At 39.8% G+C, this 24,682-nt stretch carries 27 protein-coding genes; 7 read left to right on the forward strand and 20 right to left on the reverse strand.

The window, feature by feature from the left end; genetic code table 11:
- The first annotated feature begins 465 nt into the window (after positions 1–465).
- A complete protein-coding gene (locus tag AAEY57_RS14435; RefSeq protein ID WP_013464268.1) occupies positions 466–945 on the forward strand; it encodes an RNA recognition motif domain-containing protein in 480 nt (159 codons plus the stop codon).
- On the opposite strand, the gene murI is transcribed toward AAEY57_RS14435, so the two are convergent.
- Together murI and AAEY57_RS14445 are read right to left on the reverse strand one after the other, a co-directional pair.
- Positions 908–1,696 (reverse strand): glutamate racemase, encoded by a 789-nt coding sequence (murI, locus tag AAEY57_RS14440; RefSeq protein ID WP_350608105.1) that lies wholly within the window; start codon positions 1,694–1,696, stop codon positions 908–910. The two genes, AAEY57_RS14435 and murI, sit on opposite strands and share 38 nt — an antisense overlap.
- A 66-nt stretch (positions 1,697–1,762) precedes the next feature.
- Positions 1,763–2,887 carry a DUF5610 domain-containing protein gene (locus AAEY57_RS14445; RefSeq protein WP_350608106.1) on the reverse strand — a complete coding sequence of 375 codons (1,125 nt, stop codon included), beginning with the start codon at positions 2,885–2,887 and terminating at the stop codon, positions 1,763–1,765.
- A 164-nt stretch (positions 2,888–3,051) separates the two neighbouring features.
- On the opposite strand from AAEY57_RS14445, the gene trmA reads away from it, so the two are divergent.
- Positions 3,052–4,149: a tRNA (uridine(54)-C5)-methyltransferase TrmA gene (gene trmA, locus AAEY57_RS14450; RefSeq protein ID WP_290157939.1), complete on the forward strand. Its 1,098-nt coding sequence runs from the start codon at positions 3,052–3,054 to the stop codon at positions 4,147–4,149.
- Positions 4,150–4,225: 76 nt separating this feature from the next.
- On the opposite strand, the gene AAEY57_RS14455 is transcribed toward trmA, so the two are convergent.
- The 4 genes from AAEY57_RS14455 to ccoG form a co-directional block, all read right to left on the reverse strand.
- Positions 4,226–4,864, reverse strand: a complete 639-nt coding sequence (locus AAEY57_RS14455; RefSeq protein WP_008113400.1) for a thiol:disulfide interchange protein DsbA/DsbL — start codon at positions 4,862–4,864, stop codon at positions 4,226–4,228.
- A 19-nt stretch (positions 4,865–4,883) separates the two neighbouring features.
- Entirely contained in the window at positions 4,884–5,507 is a 624-nt protein-coding gene (locus AAEY57_RS14460; protein WP_028834987.1) for a thiol:disulfide interchange protein DsbA/DsbL, read from the reverse strand.
- A gap of 35 nt (positions 5,508–5,542) precedes the next feature.
- The gene (locus AAEY57_RS14465) at positions 5,543–6,517 is read right to left on the reverse strand and encodes a serine/threonine protein kinase (protein ID WP_290157935.1); all 975 of its coding nucleotides are present in this window, start codon (positions 6,515–6,517) and stop codon (positions 5,543–5,545) included.
- Positions 6,518–6,598: 81 nt separating this feature from the next.
- Complete coding sequence (gene ccoG, locus AAEY57_RS14470; protein WP_036980430.1) at positions 6,599–8,029, reverse strand: cytochrome c oxidase accessory protein CcoG; 1,431 nt, start codon at positions 8,027–8,029, stop codon at positions 6,599–6,601.
- Between the two features lie 282 nt (positions 8,030–8,311).
- Between ccoG and AAEY57_RS14475 the strand changes: the two genes are divergently transcribed.
- Together AAEY57_RS14475 and AAEY57_RS14480 are read left to right on the forward strand one after the other, a co-directional pair.
- Complete coding sequence (locus AAEY57_RS14475) at positions 8,312–8,671, forward strand: hypothetical protein (protein WP_013464261.1); 360 nt, start codon at positions 8,312–8,314, stop codon at positions 8,669–8,671.
- The gene (locus AAEY57_RS14480; RefSeq protein ID WP_013464260.1) at positions 8,671–8,877 is read left to right on the forward strand and encodes a hypothetical protein; all 207 of its coding nucleotides are present in this window, start codon (positions 8,671–8,673) and stop codon (positions 8,875–8,877) included. Before AAEY57_RS14475 ends, AAEY57_RS14480 begins: the two co-directional genes overlap by 1 nt.
- Before the next feature lie 12 nt (positions 8,878–8,889).
- Here the strand turns inward: AAEY57_RS14480 and AAEY57_RS14485 are convergent, their stop codons facing one another.
- The 13 genes from AAEY57_RS14485 to gspC form a co-directional block, all read right to left on the reverse strand.
- Positions 8,890–9,477, reverse strand: a complete 588-nt coding sequence (locus AAEY57_RS14485) for a UPF0149 family protein (protein WP_138765083.1) — start codon at positions 9,475–9,477, stop codon at positions 8,890–8,892.
- 22 nt (positions 9,478–9,499) lie between these two features.
- Entirely contained in the window at positions 9,500–10,258 is a 759-nt protein-coding gene (locus tag AAEY57_RS14490; protein ID WP_350608107.1) for a type II secretion system protein N, read from the reverse strand.
- 3 nt (positions 10,259–10,261) lie between these two features.
- Entirely contained in the window at positions 10,262–10,735 is a 474-nt protein-coding gene (locus AAEY57_RS14495) for a type II secretion system protein M (RefSeq protein ID WP_013464257.1), read from the reverse strand.
- The gene (gene gspL, locus AAEY57_RS14500) at positions 10,732–11,940 is read right to left on the reverse strand and encodes a type II secretion system protein GspL (RefSeq protein WP_013464256.1); all 1,209 of its coding nucleotides are present in this window, start codon (positions 11,938–11,940) and stop codon (positions 10,732–10,734) included. The genes AAEY57_RS14495 and gspL overlap by 4 nt, the downstream gene beginning before the upstream one ends.
- Entirely contained in the window at positions 11,937–12,923 is a 987-nt protein-coding gene (gspK, locus tag AAEY57_RS14505; protein WP_350608108.1) for a type II secretion system minor pseudopilin GspK, read from the reverse strand. Before gspK ends, gspL begins: the two co-directional genes overlap by 4 nt.
- Positions 12,923–13,588 carry a type II secretion system minor pseudopilin GspJ gene (gene gspJ / locus AAEY57_RS14510; protein ID WP_350608109.1) on the reverse strand — a complete coding sequence of 222 codons (666 nt, stop codon included), beginning with the start codon at positions 13,586–13,588 and terminating at the stop codon, positions 12,923–12,925. Before gspJ ends, gspK begins: the two co-directional genes overlap by 1 nt.
- On the reverse strand, positions 13,589–13,963 hold the full coding sequence (gene gspI / locus AAEY57_RS14515; protein WP_350608110.1) for a type II secretion system minor pseudopilin GspI: 375 nt from the start codon (positions 13,961–13,963) through the stop codon (positions 13,589–13,591). It lies immediately after the preceding gene.
- Positions 13,963–14,550 carry a prepilin-type N-terminal cleavage/methylation domain-containing protein gene (locus AAEY57_RS14520; protein WP_013464252.1) on the reverse strand — a complete coding sequence of 196 codons (588 nt, stop codon included), beginning with the start codon at positions 14,548–14,550 and terminating at the stop codon, positions 13,963–13,965. The genes gspI and AAEY57_RS14520 overlap by 1 nt, the downstream gene beginning before the upstream one ends.
- A gap of 49 nt (positions 14,551–14,599) precedes the next feature.
- Positions 14,600–15,022, reverse strand: coding sequence for a type II secretion system major pseudopilin GspG (gene gspG / locus AAEY57_RS14525; protein WP_016900325.1), 423 nt, complete (start codon positions 15,020–15,022; stop codon positions 14,600–14,602).
- Positions 15,023–15,091: 69 nt separating this feature from the next.
- Positions 15,092–16,327 carry a type II secretion system inner membrane protein GspF gene (gspF, locus tag AAEY57_RS14530; protein WP_024601512.1) on the reverse strand — a complete coding sequence of 412 codons (1,236 nt, stop codon included), beginning with the start codon at positions 16,325–16,327 and terminating at the stop codon, positions 15,092–15,094.
- Positions 16,328–16,329: 2 nt separating this feature from the next.
- On the reverse strand, positions 16,330–17,895 hold the full coding sequence (gspE, locus tag AAEY57_RS14535) for a type II secretion system ATPase GspE (protein ID WP_064664078.1): 1,566 nt from the start codon (positions 17,893–17,895) through the stop codon (positions 16,330–16,332).
- The gene (gene gspD, locus AAEY57_RS14540) at positions 17,888–19,954 is read right to left on the reverse strand and encodes a type II secretion system secretin GspD (protein WP_350608111.1); all 2,067 of its coding nucleotides are present in this window, start codon (positions 19,952–19,954) and stop codon (positions 17,888–17,890) included. Before gspD ends, gspE begins: the two co-directional genes overlap by 8 nt.
- A gap of 23 nt (positions 19,955–19,977) precedes the next feature.
- Positions 19,978–20,922, reverse strand: coding sequence for a type II secretion system protein GspC (gene gspC / locus AAEY57_RS14545; protein ID WP_013464247.1), 945 nt, complete (start codon positions 20,920–20,922; stop codon positions 19,978–19,980).
- A gap of 196 nt (positions 20,923–21,118) precedes the next feature.
- On the opposite strand from gspC, the gene hslR reads away from it, so the two are divergent.
- Together hslR and hslO are read left to right on the forward strand one after the other, a co-directional pair.
- Positions 21,119–21,541: a ribosome-associated heat shock protein Hsp15 gene (gene hslR, locus AAEY57_RS14550; protein ID WP_010392996.1), complete on the forward strand. Its 423-nt coding sequence runs from the start codon at positions 21,119–21,121 to the stop codon at positions 21,539–21,541.
- A 12-nt stretch (positions 21,542–21,553) separates the two neighbouring features.
- Positions 21,554–22,399, forward strand: a complete 846-nt coding sequence (gene hslO, locus AAEY57_RS14555; protein ID WP_055013398.1) for an Hsp33 family molecular chaperone HslO — start codon at positions 21,554–21,556, stop codon at positions 22,397–22,399.
- Here hslO and AAEY57_RS14560 read toward each other — a convergent pair.
- Entirely contained in the window at positions 22,396–22,524 is a 129-nt protein-coding gene (locus AAEY57_RS14560) for a hypothetical protein (RefSeq protein ID WP_350608112.1), read from the reverse strand. The two genes, hslO and AAEY57_RS14560, sit on opposite strands and share 4 nt — an antisense overlap.
- A gap of 138 nt (positions 22,525–22,662) precedes the next feature.
- Between AAEY57_RS14560 and AAEY57_RS14565 the strand changes: the two genes are divergently transcribed.
- The gene (locus tag AAEY57_RS14565; RefSeq protein ID WP_010392990.1) at positions 22,663–24,201 is read left to right on the forward strand and encodes a phosphoenolpyruvate carboxykinase; all 1,539 of its coding nucleotides are present in this window, start codon (positions 22,663–22,665) and stop codon (positions 24,199–24,201) included.
- Positions 24,202–24,682: the final 481 nt, after the last annotated feature.

The following is a 24,682-nucleotide window of genomic DNA, read 5'->3' on the forward strand; positions in this document are numbered from 1 at the left end:
TAGCTTGGCTGTTAGAACTCAATCTGTACGAGTGCCCACACAGATGATTGCTTTATATTGTTAAAGAACGTTGCGACGTTGTCGCTAGGGATGCGTATAATACATCCTTTATTTTTCGAGTCAACACTTAATTTTAAACTTTCTTGCGATGATTTAAACTTAAGTTTTACTTAACTCTCTGATTAGCTCGTGCCCCGCTATGCGTTGCGCTCTGCCGTCTCAGTGGGGTCGCATTATAGGGAGATCCGAAAACAGATCAACCTTTTTTTTAGATCTTTTTATCGTTTGCTCAAGTTTCAAACAAATGAGGGTGAAATAGTAAAGAAACGCCTTACTATCGGTTGTTTTTTACACTCTTATTAACTATTTGCTATAAATTTCATTGCTATGTTCAATTAAGACGTTAAGATAGCAAGTTCACAATGTTAAATTAATGTTTATTTCCTGTTTATTGGTAGATCAAAAATGAAATTACCCGATCAAAAATCTTTTATCTTCGCAGTTATTCTTGCTGTTGTTGGTTTTGTTATCGTTAAGTTTGCGCTTGCAAGCCTAGCATTAGACCCTGCACTTCTATTCGGTGCCGGTTTATTAATTGGTGGACTTGTTATTGCTGCAATGTCATCAGTAAGTACAGAAGAAGCCGAAGTAAAAACAAAAACACTTTATGTTGGCAATCTTCCTTATCGTGCAAATGAAGGTGTAGTTCGTACTTTATTTGAAGAGCAAGGCAAAGTATTTAACGTTCGTTTGTTAAAAGATAAGAATACTGGCAAGCGTCGCGGTTTTGGCTTTGTTGAAATGGCACAAGCAGATGCTGATAATGCAATTGCTAAGCTAAACGATAGTGAGTTCCAACAACGTACTTTGAAAGTACGTGAAGCAAAACAAAAACAAGAAGATGATTCTAACTCTTATCGTTCAGAGTCGGATCAAACAGTGTAACTTGCTTAACCGCTAGTTTATCACTACATACATCAGCCGTTGCATAATAGTGCAGCGGCTTTTTTATGCCTGCTTGATTATCACTTAATTTGAGTAAAGAACTAACTCGCTTAGCAATGGCCGCACCAGAGTCTAATAACTGTACTTGCGTATTAAAGTAATCACTGATTGGTTTAGCTAAAATAGGAAAGTGGGTACAGCCTAATACCAGTACATCGATATCTTTATTAATATTTAATCGGTTTAACTCAGTGTGCAACTTATCGAGATCTAAGTGCTGGGTAAAAAAGAGAGTCTCTGCCAAAGTGACCAGTTCAACACTACTATATAAGCTTGTGGTTATCGATGAGGCATGTTCTTTTATAAGTGCATCAGTATAGGGGCTTGATACCGTTGCGGGAGTTGCCAATAAACCTATATGCTTTGATTGCGTTAATTGCGCTGCGGGTTTAATTGCAGGTACAACCCCAACAATAGGAATATCGGTAATTTGGCGTACCGAACTTAACGCTGATGTTGAAGCGGTATTACAGGCTATAACAATTAAGTCGACATTAAGTGACTCATCTTTAATAAATTGGATCAATCCGCATAGGCGATTAATGATGGTTTGTTGCGATTGCGCACCATATGGCAATAATACGTTATCCATAAAGTAGCTGTATTGAGCATGAGGAATGCTTTGCTGAATATGCTCAAGCACGGTGGTTCCACCTATACCTGAATCAAATACCATGATGTGCGCTGACAAACTACCATTCCTACTCTTTACTAAGAACGGCAGTTTGCCATGTGGCTTTTATAAAAGAAAGTAGTTTTACTCAGTGCCTAGCATCGCAGTAGCGGCGTTTAGTTTATCTAAGTTTTCAAACATGGTGTTAGTGTAATCAACCAGTTTATCTATTTCTTGTTGATCTTGATTTAGCCATTGAATGATACCTGATAGCTGACTTTCTAATCCTAGGGTTTGCGCTTTAGAGTAAGCCGATTTTAGATCATCATTAAAAGGGGCAACAGTTTCGGCAATGGCTTTTTCTGATGTTGGCTTAATTTGTTCATACTCTTTAATGGCAGCAACGGTTTTGCTTTGACGTAAGTCCATTGAGAATGCCACCAGCTGTTCATTCCCTAAACTGAGTTCTTGGGCTTGTTCAAATGCTTTGTCTAAATCGCCACTGAAAAAGGTTTTACTGACATCTTGTAACTCTGCCATTAAATCATTTATGGCTTGCTGCTCGTCTTCATTAAGCTCACCGTTTACTGACATTGAGAAAGAGAGCTCACGGGATTCAGAAAATTGCGTACTAAATGATTGTGAATCATCTGTTTTTTGATAGCGACTAGATGATTGCGATTGGTAAGCATCTGCAAAGCTAATACTCACCTCATCACCTTCTGCTGTGGTAAATGTATAATCAGCACTATTGCTTAAACTTACATATTGCGCCTGACTTACAGTTACGCTTGCAGGTTGTGGGTTAAATAAGTTCTGCTCAAATTTGTCGAGACCACTAAAGATACCCTCTTTAGATTTATCAATACCCTCTTCAAGTTCTTGATTAAATACACCCATGCCTTTTAATTCATCCACAGCCTCATCAACACCCGTCTGCACTCCTTTACGTGCCTGATTTAGCATATCTTGTAGTTTCTCATCATTAGCACCATTGGCTTTGGCTTTTTTTACCGAGCTTGTAACAAAGTCTAAAACATTTTTTACGACTTCATTAAAATCAAACAGTGGTTTGTCTTTTTTGGTTTCAGCGACCGGCAAACCTAATTCTTTTGCCATTTTGTCACCTAATACGGCAGCAGCCAGTTCTTTTCCTCGTTGCTGATAACTGGTTGGTGGCGAGTCTATTTTAGGCTGTGGCATTGCTTGTTTAGTATTGTATTTATTAGCATTACTGTTTGGAACAAAACTAAAGTTACCTATTTTCATGAGAAGACTCCTATTTAGACTTACCCTTATATCGGCCAAGTAAGCCTATACTGTAGTAAAATGCTCAAAAAAAGCTCACTATATTTGATCAAAACTAGACAAATACGCTTTGCCCCCTACAATAGCCCCGATAAACAGATCTCAACGATAAGGTTATACCGTTAATGGCAGTTATAAATATAGATACTACGCAATACGATGCACAATTAAATGAAAAAGAGCAGCGTATTACAGAGCAATTTCAACGTTTTGGTGTAAAACAGTTAGAAGTATTTAGCTCTGAGCCCATTAACTACCGCCAACGTGCAGAATTTAGAGTATGGCACGATGGTGACGATCTGTTTCATATTATGTTTGATCAACAAACAAAAGATAAAATACGTGTTGATACCTTTGACCCTGCAGCTCCTTTAGTAGGTGAAATTATGCAGGTAATGATTGAAAATTTAAAAGGCTGCGAAGTACTACGTCGTAAATTATTTCAAATAGATTATTTATCAACCCTCAGTGGTGAAATTTTAGTGAGCTTGCTATATCACAAGCCACTTGATGAACACTGGTTAACTGAGATCAATGCCTTAAAGGAAAAGCTAAGTAGCCAGTACAAAATTGACTTTATTGGCCGTGCACGTAAGCAAAAAGAAAAATTGGGCGATGACTTTGTTACTGAGCGCTTAATGGTGAATGGCCAAGAGCTAATCTATCAACAGGTAGAAAATAGCTTTACTCAGCCTAATGCGAAGGTGAATATTAAAATGTTAGAGTGGGCACAAGAGTTATGTAAACCACTAAACAATGATTTACTAGAGCTGTATTGTGGTAATGGAAACTTTTCTATTGCACTTGCTGGTTCATTTAATAAAGTGCTGGCGACGGAAATATCAAAATCGTCGGTGCATTCAGCGCAATATAATATTGCTCAAAACCAAGTAACTAACTTAGATATTATTCGCATGTCGAGCGAAGAGTTTACTCAGGCAATGAAAGGCGAGCGTACTTTCTCTCGCTTAGATGGCATTGACTTGAGTAGTTACAACTGCCAAACCATCTTAGTCGACCCGCCTAGAGCAGGCATGGACACGCTTACGTGTGACTTAGTGGCTAATTATGAAAATATTATTTATATCTCATGTAACCCAGACACATTAGAGCGTGACCTTGAACACTTAACGCAAACCCACGAGGTTAAGCGCTTTGCAATATTTGATCAGTTCCCTTATACACACCACATTGAATCTGGTGTGTTTTTACAACGTAAATAAAAAAAAGCATTAAACAGCGCACGTTGTAAGAATAAAAAAAGCTCCTTAAGGAGCTTTTTTTATTTAACCAAACTACTTATTTATTTGCTAAGTAATTAATGAGTGCGCTTACATCTTCTGGCGATGAAATGCCTGACTCACCACCTAAGTTAAGCTTGTATTTACCATTAACGATAAACGTAGGAACGCCACGAAGTGCCCCTTTGCCTTTAAAGTAATCTTGGTCACGTTTCATTTTAGAGCTAAGTGTACGTACCGAGAAGCTTTCAAATAATTTATCAAACTTGTCGCCATCTACGCCTTGAGCTAAAAATACATCTTTTACATCTGCAAGCTCATTAAAACGAGCGCGCTTTGCATGGATATGATCAAACATCGCTGAAATAATTTTATCTTTTTGAGGTAGTACTTCAGCTGTAGCTAATGCTTGGCTGATCATGGTTTGATGTTCTGGGTCACGTACACCCACAAAATCTACATGGCTTTTCTTAAACTTTACGTTTTTATCTAGCTTAGGTTTGATCTCGGCCAGCAGTGGTTCCATGTTATTACATGCAGGACAGTAAAAAGAGAAAAACTCTTTTACTTCTGGTTTTCTGGTTGCACGATCAGAGACGACATCATAATGCACGCCCTCTTCGTAAGTGGCAGCAAAACTGGTTGCAGCTAAAGGGAGTAATACAGCAAGTAACCCTGCTTTAACTAATTTGATCATTATTGTGGTGCTCCAAAAATTATAGTTTTAGTAAAAAGCTAATTAACTCATCAAGTTCTTGTTGGCTCTTGATTGTATTAATATTGATTTTGTATTTGTCATTTACGATAAATGTAGGCACGCCAGTTAATGCACCAAGTTCAGAATATTTATTCTGCTTATCTTGCATGGCACGTTCAGCTGCTATGATAGGCAAACTAGCGATATCGTTATCAAATGTCGCGTTATCAATTGCATTAAGCTCTAATAACTTTTTAACGTCTTTAATTTCAGTTAATGGCGCACGTTGTATATGAATGCTTTTAAAAATTTGCGCTGTTACCGCTTCAGCTTGACCGTGTTTCTTTGCGATTAAGTAAGCAAAGCTTAAATTACTTTGCGCTTGTGGTGAAACGCCTCCCAAAAAGTTGACATGATTTTTTACAAATTCAGCCCCTTCAGGTAAGTTTTCTGCAATCCCTTTGGCTACCGGCTCAAATTTAAAACAATGTGGGCAATAGAAAGAGAAAAACTCGGTTACATTCGGGGTTTTACTTTTTTCAACATCAATTACAGTGTATTGATTACCCGCTTCAAAGTTGGCAGCTAATGCTGCGAAAGGTAAACATAGGATCAGTAAACTTAGTTTTAATTTTTTAAGCATGAATATCTCGTTATACTTCTTTTTAAATAAAAATATTATGGCAATAATTTTAACGGGGCTTCTTGCAAAGCTGCAAACTGCTCTTTAAGCGCTAAAATTTGTTGCTCCCAGTATTTGTCATCTGCAAACCATGAAAAGTTCCGTACAAAAGCAGAATCACTCCAACGTTTTGCAACCCACCCCATGTAATGAATCATACGCATAGCGCGAAGCGGTTCGATCAGCTTAAGTTGTGAGTGATCAAAATCGCAAAACTCTTCATATGCATTCACTAAAGTGTCTAACTGTAACAGCTGTGTTTGTCGATCGCCACTGAGCATCATCCATAAATCTTGAATTGCAGGACCTTGACGGCTATCGTCTAAGTCAACAAACATTAATGCATCTCCTGCCCATAGGATATTACCAGCATGGCAGTCACCATGTAAGCGAATGCCTTCTACATTTTTATATTGCTGTTGAGTTTGAGCAATGACTAAATCTAAAATAGTGTAAAAGGAAGTCTCTAATCCCATAGGGACTAACTTACTTTTTTGTAAATGAACTTTAGCTGTATCTAAATATTCATCACAGGTAACGGTGGGTCTTTGGGTAAAGGGTTTCGTTTTGGCTACTTGATGCATACGACCGATTAAACGCCCGAGTACATCGAGTTGATCTAAATTATCGACTTCAAATAAACGCCCGCCTACACTTGGGAATAAAGTAAATAAATACCCTTGGTGTTCAAATAAGCTTTGCCCATTATGCTTTATTGGCGCCACCACAGGCACTTCTGCAGCTGCCAGCTCAAAGGCAAAATCATGTTCCTCTTGAATTTGTGCTTTGCTCCAGCGCTCAGGCCGATAAAACTTAACAACGTAACGTTTTCCACCCTCAGCTACAAATTGATACACTCGATTTTCGTAGCTATTTAGCGCTAGCAACCCTGACTCAGCGTAAATATCAACGCTTTCGATGGCATCCAAAATAAGATCTGGGGTTAAGTCAATAAAGCTAAATTTACTCATATACTTCTTATATAAAAAGAAAAGCGGGAATATCCCGCTTTTTTGTTAATAACAGTGCTCGTTTGCCTTTAATAAAGCGACTTATCGTGCTTTAAAAAAGTTGCTTGGCTGCGATATTTTATTATCGGGCTCGTTTATTGGCGACAACACAAAGTTAAACTCGGTCATTGGCGCTTTTAAATCATAAGGGTCCATTACTAATGATAACGGTACATTATGCGATTCACCAGCGTTTACTGTAAAGGTAGTATCACCTAAGTATTTATAATTATCTAACCCGGTTACATCAATAGAGAATGTTTGCTCGTATTGTGCTTTGTTAATCACTTTTAAGGTGTAGGTGTTTTCAACTAAACCATTAAAATCGACACGATACAACTGGTTGCGGTCGCGAATAATATCAAAGTCCATGGTTTTACGCATGGCGATATTAGCAACCAGCGCACCGGTAAGTAAGATTAAAATAACACTGTAACCAATCAGCTTTGGACGCAGCGGATGGGTTTTATTCTCTGGTGTTTCTAAATTACGCTCGGTGGTGTAAGAGATAAGGCCCCGAGGGTAATTCATTTTATCCATTACGCCGTCACAGGCATCAATACAAGCACCACAATTTATACACTCATATTGCAGACCATTACGAATATCGATCCCGGTTGGGCAAACCTGCACACACAAGTTACAGTCAATACAGTCACCTAAACCCAACTCTTTTGGGTCTTGTTTACGCGAACGTGGCCCGCGGTTTTCACCACGCGCTTCATCGTAGCTTACAGTAAAGGTGTCTTTATCAAACATTGCTGACTGAAAACGTGAGTATGGACATATATGTAAACACATAATTTCGCGCATCCAACCCGCATTACCATAAGTACAAATAGTAAATACAATGATACTAACTAAGGCATAACCGCCTACATTAAAGGTAACAAATTCAGGCAGTAGTTCGCGAATAGGCGTGAAGTAACCAACAAACGTTAACGCAGTATATAAAGAAAATAATACCCAACTAGTGTGCTTAGCTGTTTTACGCCAGAACTTGTCAAAATCCATCGGCCGTTGATCTAACTTTTTACGTTGGTTAGCGCTGCCCTCAAACTTTTCTTCAAACCAAATAAAAATGAAGGTCCATACTGTTTGCGGACATGTATAGCCACACCACACTCGACCATAAAAAGTGGTAACCAGAAATAAGGCAAACGCTGCTAGCATAAATATAAATGCAAGAATGGTGAAATCTTGTGGCCACAGGGTTAAGCCAAAAATATTAAATTTTTGCTCCATTAGCTCAAATAAAACAGCTTGTTGACCGTTAAAGTTGATCCATGGCAATAACATAAACGCCAGCATGCCTAAAAAGCCAATACGTTGTCTTAGTAATTGATGGAGTCCTGAAACAGCACGCACATAAATACGGTTGCGTGGGTTAAATCTATCTTCTTGACGGCTCAGATCGGGTTTTTGGATCTTAACCTCTGTTGGTATGTTTTTTACTTTAATTTGCTTATCCATTGAAGTTCCTCAACGCCGCTAGGAAATAAAAATTCAGCAATCTTTTTGTACTTTTCGCCTAAGTGTAGCAACTTACATGCTAAACATAATACGCTTTAGGTCGCACTTGTATACTTTCAGATATTTCAGAAATATCTAATTACTCCTCTTATTATACGCATATTGGCTAAAATTACTGACTAGATTGCTAATAATTTATTCAACTTGTGACTTGCTTTTAAGGTGTATTTTATTACACTTGCCGGCTACTAACGTGTTGTTTGGATCAAGGTTTGTGTATTTATGAAGAAATTTTTTATACTAGTGGTTGTGATCCTAGCATTTTTTACCATTGATCACCCCTTGGTAAAAGAGCCTCGTGAGCGCTTACTCGGTGATGGTATAGGCTTGTTAAGCAGCACAACTAAAGTCGATCGTTTTCCTGTCGCAACCATGACAAGAAACAAAATCAATAAACAGTTAGCACTTTCAAGATCCGAAGAGGACTATATTGATAAAACGTTTACCAATGATGAGTCAGTAAAGTTGTTTGAATTACGCTATTGTCGTCAAGGCGATCTAAACCTTTACTTTTATTCAGAACGTTTAACAACGGTATGTCGCATTATCAAAGAGTCATTAGCGCAAGCGAGAGTGAAATAATGGATTTTTCTGGATTAAATAAAAAAGCAAGTAACTCATTTCACAAGCACCGCACTATGCTTAAGCAGTTGGCACAAGGTAAAACACTTAAATGTGAGCATTGCCAGGGTGTATTAACGTTAAATTTAGCCACCAGCGAACCTGGTAAGGGAGTAATACAGTGCAAACAAGGTTGCACTGATATTGAATTAGAGATTGGCGCTTAAGGCTTTACCTACTTATTCATCCCACCCTTCATCGGTATACAAACCACTATTAAGCGCGACAATTTCTATAAGTTCAGCAAAACCTAACGCAAAGTCGCCCATTAATTCATACTGCTGCGCACACAAATGTAATTCATCGATATTATTTTGCTGTGCAATCTGTGCAATCGTTGGTTTATCTAATGCAAAAAAGCTAAGAGTCGCCTGTGCGCTTTCAAGCGCTTGCTTGTATTGAATATCTAGTTGCTCACTTTGGAGTAACTTATGAGTATACGTTTGGCTTGCAGTTAAAAAACCTGCAGACCACTGCTGACAAAACTCAAGGTCAAACTCAACGGGTAACTTATAACCAAGTTCAAATACTTGTTCACTTACTTGATGATGTAATGCCATAAACAAAAACAACATGTCTTCATCAAGGTCATTGGCGGTATTAGGTAGAATTTGCTCTAACCATTGATGTACTTCTAATGGCTCAGGTGAACAAATAGTGCCAAATAAATAACCTTGGCTTTGAATAAGGCTCATAGCGCCGGGCTGGGTAGTTAAAAACTCGCTGAGCAGTTTGGCGTGCTGCTCAGTAAACTGAGGTATTTGCATTAAAACTCTTTTTTATAAAATATTAAAATTTAAGTGGATACCGACCTTGGTTATCTGGTCTGCCTAAAAACTTCACCGCGTCATGGACTTCTTTCGGTAAAGTGAGATCAGGTTTAACATATCCCGCTACTTTAAAATCAAAATTGGCTTTTAGTGTAGCATCAGCCTCTAACCCTAATCTATTATTTGGCTCGATAAGTATGGCTACATAGCCCGACTTACAACTTAACTTACCGCTTAAATCGCCTATATTAAACCAGCCAGTTAGCCCTTGCACATCAATATCAGGGCTGGCTATTTCACCTTGTAATGATTGGCAATAAGGAGCGCCTGAAACGTACTCATCGAGCTCTAAAATAACGCGTCCTTTAGCAGTAACCGGTAACGGTAAATCAATGCGCTGCATAGCACGCTCAACCGTTGATCGGACTACTGTGTCGGTTATTTTAAGTTCGTCATTTGTGAGAGAATAGCTAATATCTGCATACCCAGAAATGTCATCACGTTCGCGAGGATTACCAAAACGTAAGTTAGTATTTACTTGAGCTTTAAAGATTGACCAGCCTGATATATCCCAACGTACATTGTTCAACTGTTCACCTTGAAAGCGAAGCTGCATTATTTGACCTTGCCATAGCGTACCAAAGGTTTGCCCTACCTCTAACTGCGCAGGTAAGTAAGGTTTAGCAAAATTTAAAGCCACTGCAGCGGGCAATTTAATAACGCTAAAAACAAGAAAGCTAATTACAAAAACGATGGATAAAATTATTATTTTTTTCATTAACTACTTCTCTAATACTAAACGGCTAACGCGTACATAACCGGATTTATCATCTTGGCTTAAATCTAAATTTTCTACGCTTAAACCATGCTGATTAACCAGCTCGTCAATCCATTGGATTAATTGATTAAACTCCACTGAGTCGAGTGTTAAACGAAGTGAATTATCATTTGGCTGCATTTTACTAATATTAATGCTGTAACGACCGCGCGTATTATTCACTATTTGGCTGAGGTTTTGATTGCTCACCGCTTGCGCTTTACCTGCTGCTTTAAGTTTAACGATACTGTCGTCTACCCATGCTAGCAATTCTTGTTGTTTTATTTGTGATTGTTGCGCATTTTCTATTGCCGTATTTAAGGGTCTAAATATACCCATTACCAAAACAAAAATAATAAATACACCACCCGCAACCATTATTAACTGCTGCTCTTGTTCTTTTAATGAACCCCAATATTTCATGAACTGCTGTTTCATTGTGCACCTCGCAGTCTAATTTCGCCGACGATATAATCACCATCATTATTTAACGACCCCTGCTCAACAGTCACACCTTGCTGCTCAAGAATGGCTTTAACCTTACCAAAGGTTTGAAAGTCTTTTGCACGAGCACGAATACGTAATTCATTACGGCGCTTATCAAAACGTAAGGTTTGCGGTGTAAATTCGCTCACTTGTGAAAATACACTCACCAGCTTGCTGGTTAAATCTAAAAAGCCAGCATCGCTCGTACCTTGTACTTTATCCAGTGCCCCCTGTATTTGATTTTTAATTAAGTGAGGGCGCACCCGCGTGCCTGGAAAGGCTTTTTGAAATCGCTCTACTACTTGTGATTTAGCTACCTCAAGCTGCGAATTAAGCTGATGTAATTCAACCGCTTTAATAGCCACACTCGATAGCAAAGCAATAACACTAATTATGGTGGCACTTTTCCAGTAACCCCACCATAAAGCCGTTTTCTTTTTAATCGTGTAAGGCCCTTGACGCAAATTAAATTTAAGCTGATCTAACTGCTTAGCAAATAATGCTAACGGCAGCTCATAGTCACTGGTTTGCGGATGCAAGGTAAGCGTTTCGGGAAATTGCTCTGCAGGGCTGTAATGTTTTATATCAGGGTTACCTAAAGCCGTTAGATATTCCTTTAACCAGCTGCTTTCAACCGCACCGATATGCCAGTCACCTTTTTTAAATAGCCATTGCTTGTTGAGCTCAATTGCCGCTACACAAGGCTCTTCTGCACTGGGCAATAACAAGCCATCCGGCACTATTTTATGAGCAGTGAGCTGGTGTTGCTCAAACACCTCTAACCAGTGCTCAAACCAATCGCGATTCATTAGCGCAACCCTAATTGCATGCTGCGCTTCAACCATTGTCGGCTCCCCTAGCGCTATATAGATATCGTCTATATCACAGGCAATATCCTCTTCGAGCATATAAGGCAGTGCTTGCTCTAGCTTACGGTTCCATTTAGTTGGCAGTATCACCGTTTTTAATTGCACTTGGTCGCATGGTAAAAGTACCACGAGCTCTCGGGTTGATGCTTTTTCAGTTAACTCACTTAACTGGCTGGCATTTTGTAACTCGCCACTGGCTATTATTTCTTGTTCTTGTGGTGAGTATATTAACCAGTTAAGTAAGTCTTGTTCGGTTTGACCCGTGCGGATCAACAGTATCTCTGTCACTGTACGCCTCCAAATTTTCGCGCCAGTATCGTTACCTCGCCATTGCTGGCATACAGTAATGTGGTCATCGAAAAACGCAAATCAACAAATTTTGCCTGCGTTTGTAATTTAAAATATTCACTTTTCACACTAAAAAGTTTTTCTACTACTTTGATGTTTTTACCACCTTGTTGTAATACAGATTCAAAAAACTCTTCAATATTATCAAAACCATTTTCAGGACGCGCTGCAATTACCGCTTGAGCGCCTGAAATACTAAGCTCATCTATTAAGCCACTGAGTAATAATGCTTGCTCTTCAGTGATTGTATTAACATTGATTGAAAGTAATGTGCTACCTGGGATCACACAGACAAAAGGCAGCACTTTTTCCATAACCAAAGGATTAAACCCTTTAATTAAACGCAGTTCAGACACCGATGCAAATAAGCTATTAGCCGTCATATATGGAAACTGACGAGATAAATACTCCCCCTCTTCTGCACCAGAGCGATAGGTTATACTGTTCTCATCAAGCCAATCAAACACACTGTCGGCCATCCCTTCTTCTGATTCATCACTGGGTAAATCATCTATATTTTCTAAAATAGCAAACAACGCTTTATGTGCTGGGTTAGTTTTATTACCGCTATTTGGGTCTGGCTCAACCCCAAGCGCGTTTAAATTTAAACACGCTTGTAAATCAGTCAACTGGCCGCTTAAAGTGCCGTTCTCAACAGGGTACTTTACATCGCCTTGCTTTGCCCAGGGCTGCGCTAATGTGGTTTTTTCAGGATCGTCTTTTTTACTTTGAATTAAACCTTTAATTGCTAGCTCTTCAGCACCATAGGCATACCATTTCGCTTGTTGCTGACTTTGTAAATTGGTACTTCTTTGTACTTGCACCATTAAATTAGCACTCATTTCAACGGCTAAAATAGCTGCAAGTGCTACAATAAATAACACAATAACCAAAGCCGCGCCGCGCGAAGATTGTTGGTTCATCAAGGCGTACCCCGTCCATTAGGTTGCGACGGATTAGTCCCCTCAGTTACTGGTTTAGGTAGCTCTTTACCGAGTCCTGGCACTAAAAACACACGCCTGATAGGCTCCGCATCCATTTGCTTTATAGTTACCGCAACGGCTTTAGGTAATGCCTTAATTTGCCAGTCTTCTTGCCACTTACCGCTACCATCTAAAAACTCAAATTTAAGCTCTTCGACTGCGGCTAAAATAACTTGGCTACGAGGCTCCATATTATCGAGTTGATCGATATAAATACGATAAACACGTTCTAAATTGTCATCGATGACGCGATAACCAACGGCTTGTAACTCTGAGCGAGGAAGCAAATTAATGGGATTCATCCAGCCATCACGTACAAAGGCAATGCCATCAAGTTGGCTTTCTAGAATGTAACGTCCAGCAAGTAAGTATCCCTCTTGAAAATCTCCAGCTTCATTACGTACTTGGCGTTTAGTCATTTGGCTAAAGTCTTGATCCATCAATCTAAATGCAGTTTGTAAGCCATTTAGTTCAGCAATTTTTTCATCTGATGCTTGTTTAGCTCGCGTTGTGGTATCAAGTATTTGGTGGGTGGCCATAATCACAAACGCCAACACACCCAGTGCCACCATCACTTCTAATAATGTAAAACCACGCTGCTTCACTTAAGGCTTACCTTTATTTAAGTAAGTGCTTAACTCATAAATTGAATTTTCGTACTTATCATCCGTAAACACATTAATAGTGACTTTTACAAAGCTCTTGTCGGCAGTGGGCACAACATCTTGGCGCCAAAACCATTCAATACCCGCCATCATCTCACTGCCGCGGGTACCATTTTTACCTTGCCATTTTTCGCCTTTCGTTCGTTGTTCTACCAATACATTCTCAGCGACCCATGAGCCATACGTTTGTTCTTCAATACTTGATAAGTGATAAATATGCTCACCGGTTGCTTGCATTGCCGCAATACCCGCCATGGCACAAATACTCAGTGCAACTAAGACTTCTAATAATGTAAACCCGTGGTATTGTTTCATTATTGGGGCTCTCGACGAAAATCGACTGGGGCTGCAAATTTACCTTCAATAAAGTACACCGGCTCTGGCTGATCTTTTAATTCAAGCATGAGCTGAAACGCACTTACATCGGCAGAGGATAAAATAAGTACTTGCGGTACTTTTAACTTTTTAAGCTCTAATAAACTGTCTTCATTGTTACCACTCATTAGCTCACGCCAATTTGACTGCTCTAGTAAGTTATCTTGTGCCCAAGGTAGGTCTTCAAGATTAAGTGTTAATTTAAATTGGGGTTCGATCTCAATTGGCTTAAATAAAGCTTCACGATCAAAGCTAATCCATTTTTCGCCATCAAAAACTAAAAATTCAAGCGTATTTTGCTCAACTAAAAGGCCTAATTCTATTTGATTAAGCACCGCAAATTCCGATGCGGCATTAATGGTGGTATGCAGCCTATTTGCTTGCTTGTCTAACGCTTCTTCAGCGCCGCCATCTAAGCTGTATACCACCATTTTGGTGGCAAAGGCGATGATCACCAATACCACTAAAATTTCTATTAAACTAAAACCATAATGCTTTGCACTCAGGTGCTTAGGGCTTACCTGCATGGCAAGCCCCAATGTATTATGTTTAAGTGCATGGTAAAGTTATTGGTCATTACTGCTTATCTTCATCCCAATTACCAATGTCATCTTCGGTGGCTGGTTCGCCATCTGGACCCATCGAAAAGATATCAAATTTACCTATTTCTCCAGGGCTGATTAATTGATAATTATTACCCCATGGATCTTCCGGTAACTTGCTAATAAAGCCACCATCAGGAAAACGCTTTGGAATGGGCTCAATACTGGTTTTAGTAACTAATGCCTCTAAACCTTGCTCTGTACTTGGGTAGCTTTTATTTTTAAGCTTGTACAAACTCATAGCATCTTCTAACTGCTGAATATCTAAATGCGCTTTATCAATAGCCGCTTCTTCTTGCTGGCCCATAATATTAGGTGCCACAATCGACATGATCATCCCGATGATAACCAGTACCACCATGACTTCTAATAAAGAAAAACCTGATTGTTTATTCACGTTATTACCTCGTTATTCTAAAAACACTAAGCAAAAATGATTTGTTTAAATCATTAATATAAAAAATACTTAAAGACCTACGGCCTTGTTCATTGCCATAATTGGCTGCAAAATCGCCATTACTATGAAAAGCACAATCACTGCCATAGAGGCAATCATTGCCGGTTCCAATAATTTTAATGACACATTAACCATACTTTCAAACTCGCGATCTTGATTGTTAGCAGCACGCTCTAACATTTGCTCAAGTTCACCGGACTTTTCACCACTGGCTATCATATGTAGCATCATTGGTGGAAACAACTTAGTTTGCTGTAGTGAAGCACGAAGACTCGCCCCTTCACTGACTCTTTCTGCGGCATCAGCCACTGCTTGCTTTATTTTTTCGTTAACCAACACCCCGCCTGAAATACGCATTCCTTCAAGTAGCGGCACTGAGCTTGACGATAAAATACTTAATGTACGGGCAAAGCGCGCCGTGTTAATCCCTCTGGCAACCTTACCTATGCCTGGCATATTTAATACTTTTGCATCCCACCAAAACCGTACTTTAGGTTTTTTAAGTGCGTATTTAATTCCAATAGCAATCGCCGTGATCGCTAATAAACTAACAAACCAATAATTTTGTACAAAATGACTACCCGCCATGACCCATTCGGTTGTCCAAGGTAATACTTGTTTGGTTTTTTCAAACGTTTTTAGTATTTTAGGCACCACAGTACCTAATAATACTGAAACAATACCAATAGCGAACACGACCAAAATAATGGGATACACCATCGCTTGCGTAATTTGGCTACGCATATGTTGGCGTTGCTCGGTGTAATCAGCCAATCTGTTAAGTACTTGATCTAAGTGACCTGACTTTTCACCTGCGGCCACCATTGCACGGTATAAATCGTCAAATACATGCGGAAATTCACTCATCCCATCAGCAAGCGTATACCCTTCCACCACTTTAGAGCGCACAGACATTAACATACGTTTTAGCCGTGGTTTTTCACACTGCTCAGCAACCGCCATCACGGCACCCTCAACGGGTAAGGCTGACTGAATTAGGGTCGCAAGTTGACGTGTAATCAAAGCAAGATCTGACGTTGATATTGTCGGCTTAAATAAAGAGCCTAATAATGGCGCTTTTTGACCTCGAACTTGTTTATCATCTTGAGCAGCTGGCACCACCTCGAGGGGGGTTAGCTTTTGATCGCGTAAAAGTTGGCGAACTTGCTTTGCTGTATCCGCTTCTAAAATTCCTTTTTTTTCTTTTCCCCGGCCATCTAATGCACGATATTCAAACGCCGCCATTGTTAGCCTTCCTCACGGGTTACGCGTAATACTTCTTCAAGCGTTGTTTTACCCGCAAGTACGCGGCTGCAGCCATCTTGACGAATACTTGGGCTGCGTTTACGAATATATTTCTCTACGCTTTGCTCACCTTTACCGCTGTGGATCATTTCACGAATAGTTTCATCAACGACTAATAATTCGTGAATACCTGTACGACCACGATAACCGTTAAAGTTACACTCTTCACACCCTACCGCGCGGTAAATCGTCGGAGCATTATCAAACGGTACGCCGAGTAATTCACATTCACGCTCATCTGCAATATGCCCTTCTTTACAGCTATTGCATAAGGTACGTACTAAGCGCTGTGACAATACGCCGAGTAATGATGACGATAATAAGAATGGCTCAACACCCATATCTTCCATACGGGTAATTGCACCTGAGGCGGTATTGGTATGCAATGTAGACATAACTAAGTGACCAGTCAGCGATGCTTGTACACCAATTTGGGCTGTTTCTAAGTCACGTATTTCACCGACCATAACCACATCAGGATCTTGACGTAAAATAGCGCGCAGACCACGGGCAAAAGTCATATCAACTTTGGTATTAACCTGTGTTTGGCCAATACCTGGGATTTCGTACTCGATTGGATCTTCAACCGTTAAAATATTGCGATCCCGCGAGTTAATTTGGCTCATACCTGCATATAGGGTGGTACTTTTACCAGAGCCTGTAGGGCCTGTAACTAAGATTATACCGTGAGGCTTACTAATTAAATCAGCAAACAGCTCTCGGTTTCGAGCTGTCATACCTAAGTCTTCTAGATTTAAACGTGCATTGTTTTTATCAAGCAAACGCAGTACCACGCGCTCACCAAAGCTCGATGGCATAGTCGATACACGCACATCTACTGCGCGTCCTGCAATACGCAAACTAATGCGACCATCCTGCGGTATACGTTTTTCTGCGATATCGAGTTTGGCCATTACTTTAATACGTGATACCAGCAAAGAGGCTAGTTTACGATTAGGTTTTAAAACTTCTTTGAGTACGCCATCCACCCGAAAACGAATAACCAGCTCTTGCTCAAATGTTTCAATGTGAATATCAGAGGCACCTTCTTTAATTGCCTCACTGAGCATGGCATTAATCAGCTTTATAATTGGCGCATCGTCGTCACCGGCAAGTAAGTCTTCAGTTTGAGGAAGCTCATCAGCTAGTGAGAATAAATCAACCTCATTACCAATGTCTTCCATCATTTGCTGAGTTTCTGAGCTGTCACGTTGATACGATGCTTCTAGTAATAGCTCAAACTTATCATCTTCTAGTTGCTCAAGTGTAAAGCCATGTCCTGCAATACGACGCACTTCTAATAATACATCAACATCAAGCTCACCACGGTAATACACAATTTGGTTATCTTTATGCTTACTGAGTAACGCGCCAACACGTCTGGCATAAGAAAACGGCAAACGTTTTGCAGGCAGTTCAATTAAGTCATCTTGAGCAAGCTGTTCATCATTACTATGAGTAATTGGATGAACAACATCTTGATTAATATCTTCTATCGCATTAGTCATCATGACGCTCTTGTGCATTTTGTTTGCGTAAATGCTCTTCATACGTTGGTGGTAACAACAATTCGTCATTCCACTCAGGTAAAATAGGTGTGTCTGACATTGGCATTAAATTAATACCATCTTCACGTTTTTTAAATTGTTCACCGCGAATAAAGTTATATTTATTAAAGCTAAGTTTATTCATACTAACGCCATCGCGAATAATGGTCGGTCTTATAAATACAATAAGATTACGCTTACGCTTTGTTGTATTAGTTGACTTAAATAAGTGCCCTAAAATAGGGATGTCGCCTAGTAATGGCACTTTTGACACGCTTTCTTGTACATCTTCATCTATCAAGCCGCCTAGTACCACCATGCCGCCATCATCGGCCATCACGGTTGTTTTAATTGCGCGCTTATTGACTGAAATATCAACTGCTGTTGCACCACTAACACTGGAAACTTCTTGTTCTATAGTCAACTGTACCGCTGAACCATCATTAATTTGCGGTGTCACTTTAAGCTTTATACCCACTTCTTGGCGCTCAACCGTCTGGAATGGGTTCGTATTATTACTACCTGTTTGCGAGCCAGTAATAATTGGCACTTCTTGGCCAACTAAAATAGACGCTTCTTCGTTATCCATAGTGGTAATAGAGGGAGTCGCTAGAATATTCGAATTAGTGTCGGTTGAAACCGCTTGAACGATTGCGCCCCAATCATTTTTAATTACTCCCATGGCTAAACCATTAATACCACCAAGTAATGATGCAAGCGGGCCGTAGTCGCCTTCAGTTGTTTCATCATATTTGGTGACAGTACCTGATTCAGTACCAATGATATTTTTAGTCACCGTTTTATCACGGGCTTGTTCTGCCGCTACGGCTAACGAACCAACAGGTACTGTTGTACCATTATTAAATTGTAGCATCCCACCTTGCTCTGAAATCCATTGCAGGCCAAAGTTAACGCCATCACCTTCCATGACTTCAATAATAATGGCTTCTACTAATACTTGTGCGCGGCGAATATCTAAACGCTCAATAACCGATTCAAGTGAACGCATCGTATCTGGCTGAGCGGTGATCACTAAAGAATTTGAATCAGGATGTGCTTCAATACTCGTGTCGTTTCTATTACTACTACGCGCATTGTTGGTTGCTCCGCCTTTTGAATCCTCTGCCAGCGATTTACTCACACCTTGAAGTACTTTGACTAAATCTTCTGCCTTTGCGTAGTTTAGGTAAAATACTTTGGTATTACCTTGGCTTTCAAGTTCGCCGTCGAGACGTTTAATAAGCTCAATGGCGCGGGTACGAGCTTGACCTTCACCACTCACAATCACGCTATTAGTTCGGCCATCAGCCACAACTTTAGGAATTAAAAATTCAGGAACGCTGCCCTTGCCACTGTCTTTATAAATATTATCAACTACCGATACCACATCATCAGCTGTTGCATATTTAAGTTTTACAATATCAACGCGCTTGTCACCCGCTTGGTCAACAGAGCGAATAATTTCTACCAAACGATTAACTGAGGCTGCGTGTCCTGTTAGCATCATCACGTTAGCGGCATTAAAGTTAGCAACATGACCGCCATCTTTTTGGTCACTAAACTGGCGAACCAAAGGGCCTAACTCTTGTACGCTGACATTTTTAACTCGCACAACCCGAGTGATCATCATATCGCCAGCTGCATCGCTGTCCGTTGTAATTAACGGTACATTGGATTTTTTAGCATCTGAACTTTTTTCTATTTTTATAATGTTGTTATCCATTTCGACGGCTGAATAGCCGTAAACTTCTAATACATTTAAAAAGAATTGATAATAAAGTGCCTCATCCATTAACTCATAACTGCGCACATTAACTTTGCCACGCACGTTAGGATCAATAATGATGGTTTTATTAAGGTTTTTGCCCACAATATTAATAAACTCATTAATATCTGTGCCCTTAAAGTTAGCAGCATATTCAACAGCAGCAACCGACATAGAAAGACTTGCCGCTAAAAAAAGTGCCGCATACTTAGCTAACCCTTTTTTAATTTTTTTGAGGTGTAGCACCTGAACCATTATGTTAAAACTCCAAAGCTAAGTTATTGCAGACTAAAAAGTACATCGATTTGCTCACCATCACGCTCTATGGTGATAGTTGCATCGGTACTATTTCGCAGCTCATTCATTGCTGCCATAGCCTGTTTTAAATCAGTTAATTGATAGCCGTTAATTGCCACGGCCAAATCGTTATTTTGTAATCCCATTTGTTTAAATAATTCAGGCTCTTTACCTGGACTCAAACGGTAACCTATAAGTTCCCCATCATTCATAGCTTGGGCAACACGTATGTAATCAAATAATTTACCAGGCTCTTCTAAAAGCTCTTCGCGGGTTTCTATTAATGCTTCTTTTACTTCAAGGTTGGCAGTCGCATCTATCTGCTCTTCACTTTGCGATGAAGGTGCTAACGGCCCCATCTCAGGCTCATCTCGCGCGGCTAGTACCGGCATAGACACCGTTTTGGTAAAGTCGAGCCCATCAAGCATTAAGGTTTCAAAGCGGCCGCTTACATCTAAAATGACGCGGTCTGGGAGTATTTGCGATACCTTTGCACGTGTCCCTTGAATAACATCTTCAACTAAGTAACTCGCCTGGCGACCTTGCGATTCAATAATGGCCATCCCCGCTTTATCATCATTACTCACAGCAACAATACCGGTTAAATTTATACTTAAGCGCGTTTCAGGGGCATTATTAATAACTTTGGCTTGGGGGGCAGTATTGGTGTTTTTTGTTACATTTACTTTACCAAATAAAAATTGCCCAATAATTGAATCGACAGACTGGTTATTGCCGCCCGTGACTTGACTAGAGTAGCTACTGGGAGCAAGAGGAGTTGTTACTGGGTGCGGCCATAAAAGCCAAACGAGCTTTGATGACAAAAATGCAATATAAACAATAACTAAAACCATAACTAACACGCTTAATTTAGCGTGTGGCAAACGGTTTAATAGCAGTTTAAATTGTTGAACGTGCTGTTCCATAAGTAGTGTTCTTATTTTAATTTATAGCGAAATCACCCAGCCATAGTACCTTTTCATTTTTCATTCAACAAGCACGCTAATATTAAACTTTGTAAACAGATTAATTTATTTATCGTATCAGCTATCAAGCAATAGCTACATGCGGTAACGGTTTCGTGATAATTTACCTAGGCAGTAAATTTACTAGGGATGTTTTATGACAAAGAAAACTAAACTCAATGACAGCTCAGAAAACGCCGACGCACTTAAAGTGAGGTTGGACAAATGGTTATGGGCGGCTCGATTTTATAAAACGCGTGCAATAGCTCGAGAAATGGTACAAGGCGGCAAAGTACATTATAATGGGCAACGCAGTAAGGCTAGTAAAATTGTAGAAATTGGCGCAGTTATAAAGCTAGCTCAAGGCGTTGATGAAAAAACCATCACAGTATTAAATATACTTGAAAAGCGCCAAAGCGCCCCCATTGCACAGACCATGTATCAAGAATCTGATGCAAGTATTGCTAAGCGTGAAGAAAATAGTATTGCACGCAAAAATAACAGTTTCTTTGCTCCTCATCCGGATAAAAAACCAGATAAAAAGCAAAGACGCGAACTTTTAAAAATGAAATCAAGTTAGGTATAGCCGCTCATGCAACAAGATTTACTTCACCGCTATTTATTTGACAACCTCGATGTTCGTGGCGAACTCGTACAAATAGACAACGCTTACAATGAAATGATTGCGAAACACAATTATCCAGAGCCCGTTAAAGCATTATTAGGTGAGCTGCTTGTTGCAACCTGTTTATTAACAGCAACGTTAAAGTTTGAAGGCGAAATTGCAGTTCAATTACAAGGTGATGGCCCCGTAAAATATGCGGTGATCAATGGTGATGATCAACAAAATATGCGTGGTATTGCGCGATTACAACATGAAGTTACTGGCTCAACGGTAAAAGAGCTCATTGGCCAAGGCTACATGGTTATCACGATTACTCCAACTCAAGGTGAGCGTTACCAAGGTATAGTACCTTTAGAGCATGATACATTAAGTGAATGTATAGAAAGCTATTTTGAGCAGTCTGAGCAATTAAAAACGCGCCTTTGGTTTGCAACTGATACTGAAGAAGGCAGCGCCAAAGCATGTGGGCTATTTTTACAAGTGCTACCTGTAGATAAACAAAAATCGATTGAAGATTTTGCTCACTTAGAAGCACTCAGCAATACTATTAAAGATGAGGAGCTACTAGAGCTTGATGCCAATACTATTCTAACGCGCCTTTATCATGAAGATAACCCACGCGTATTTGACCCTCAACCAATTCAATTTAAATGTGGCTGTAATCGCGAAAAAACGATGACAGCTTTAGTTAATGTTGGTCAACAAACGCTTTTGGACGATGTTGAAAAAAATGGTGAGATTAAAATTAGCTGCCATTACTGTTTAAAAGATTATGTGTTTAACGAGCAAGATATAAAAAGTATATTTAACTAACCTACTTTTATAAAACACAGCATTAAATAGCCATAATTTTTTATGGCTTTTTTGTGCCTAAAAAATGACACCGGTATCACAAGCTGAGCATTTTTCATGACACCGGTATCATTGAAATTATTCATGTTTTTTCCTTAATTTATATGTTTTTACCGCGTTTATAAGCTCGAATATCCTTAATCCATCTGTTACTATATTTGCAGCTTAAAGGTTACTAAGACCCAGAGCTATCCCGTTCAATCTCACACAATTTAGGTATAAACATGACTTCAAGCGCTACCCGTTTTGTCGATCTAACTGCAGCTGAACTTGTCGAACACGCTATCAGCCGTGGCGAAGGGACTTTAGCCGCCAATGGTGCTTTTGTAGCTAACACCGGTCGTCGTACCGGTCGTTCTCCAAAAGATCGTTTTATTGTTCAAGAATCAAGTACTGAAAATGAAATCCAATGGGGTAACGTAAATCGCCCATTCGATGCAGATAAGTTTGACGCGTTATGGGCACGTGTAGAAGCACATGTGCAAAGCAACGACCACTTTATCTCTCACCTTGAAGTAGGCGCTGATCCAGAGCACTACCTTCCAGTGGTTGTAACAACAGAAACTGCTTGGCACCATATCTTCGCTAAAAATATGTTCATCCAACCACAATCATACAACAAAGCCGACTTTCCTCAGTGGCAAGTAATGAACGTACCTTCGTTTGTATGTGATCCAGAGCGCGATGGTACCAATAGCGATGGCACAGTTATTATTAACTTTGCACAACGTAAAGTGTTACTTGCTGGCATGCGCTACGCGGGTGAAATGAAAAAATCGATGTTCTCTGTGCAAAACTTCCTACTACCAGCGAAAGGTGTATTACCAATGCACTGTTCTGCTAACGTAGGTGAAGCAGGCGATACCGCATTATTCTTTGGTTTATCTGGTACAGGTAAAACAACATTATCAGCAGATCCAACTCGCTTCTTAATCGGTGATGACGAGCACGGCTGGGCACCTGGTAGTGTATTTAATATCGAAGGTGGTTGTTACGCTAAATGTATCGATCTTTCTCAGAAAAACGAACCTGTTATCTGGGATGCTATTCGATTCGGTACAATTTTAGAGAATGTGGTACTTGATGAAAACCGTGTTCCTGATTTCAACGATACCAGCCTAACTCAAAATAGCCGTGCAGCTTACCCACTAGAGCACGTTGAAAAACGTAAAGTTGAAAACCGCGCAGGTGAGCCTAAGGCTGTTGTTTTCCTAACATGTGATGTGAGTGGTGTACTACCACCGGTATCTGTACTAACCGAAGAAGCTGCAGCATTTCACTTCCTAAGTGGCTACACAGCAAAAGTAGGCTCTACAGAAATTGGTTCTACTAGCGATATTGAATCAACATTCTCAACCTGTTTTGGTGCTCCTTTCTTCCCACGTCCTGCAGGTGTATACGCAGAGCTTCTAATGAAGCGTGTACGTGAATTCGGCGCTAAAGTTTACCTAGTTAACACTGGATGGACAGGTGGCCCTTACGGTATTGGTAAGCGTTTTGATATTCCAACAACACGAGCTGTTGTGGATGCAATCGTATCTGGAAAATTAGCCGGTGTAGAAACCCAACATATTGACGTGCTAAACCTAGACGTACCAGTTGCAGTACCGGGCGTAGATAGCAAGCTTCTTAACCCAATCAATACCTGGGAAGACAAAGCTAAATACGCAGAGTATGCGGCTAAGCTAGCATCTGATTTCACAGAAAATTTTGCTAAATACGACGTATCTGACGAAATTAAAAACGCAGGCCCTAAAGTTTAATAATCACCTTTAGCCTGATAATTAAAACGCCAACCTTGAGTTGGCGTTTTTGATCCTACTTGGTTTATTCCACAAATATCATTTCTTTAATATATTCTGCAAAATCATCTAATAGCTAAAATAAAGACCATAGTCACTTTTCAGCCCAACTTAAATGAGTTTTTCTATATGCATACAGCGATCTTATAAGGCCTTAAAAAAGCCGTAGCTGATTCGTTTAAACATTATATATTTAGGCTAGCAATATATGCGTACTTTAGACTTGATAGCGATGTGAAATACACGCTTCCCCTTCTATATTCAAGGTCACACACGACTATGACTTCACCAACAAAGTAGATTAGTATTGTACACAGTCCTAAGTAATCACGTTGGGCTTAATCGCTGAACTCCCTTAGCATTTTATACCAATTCGCTTAATTAAGCGGTCTATTTTGAGGCAGGAAAAACGGGGTGATAGCTAGGCAAAAAATTCGCTATT

The organism is Pseudoalteromonas sp. MER144-MNA-CIBAN-0113, from assembly GCF_040308965.1.
Lineage (GTDB): Bacteria > Pseudomonadota > Gammaproteobacteria > Enterobacterales > Alteromonadaceae > Pseudoalteromonas > Pseudoalteromonas tetraodonis.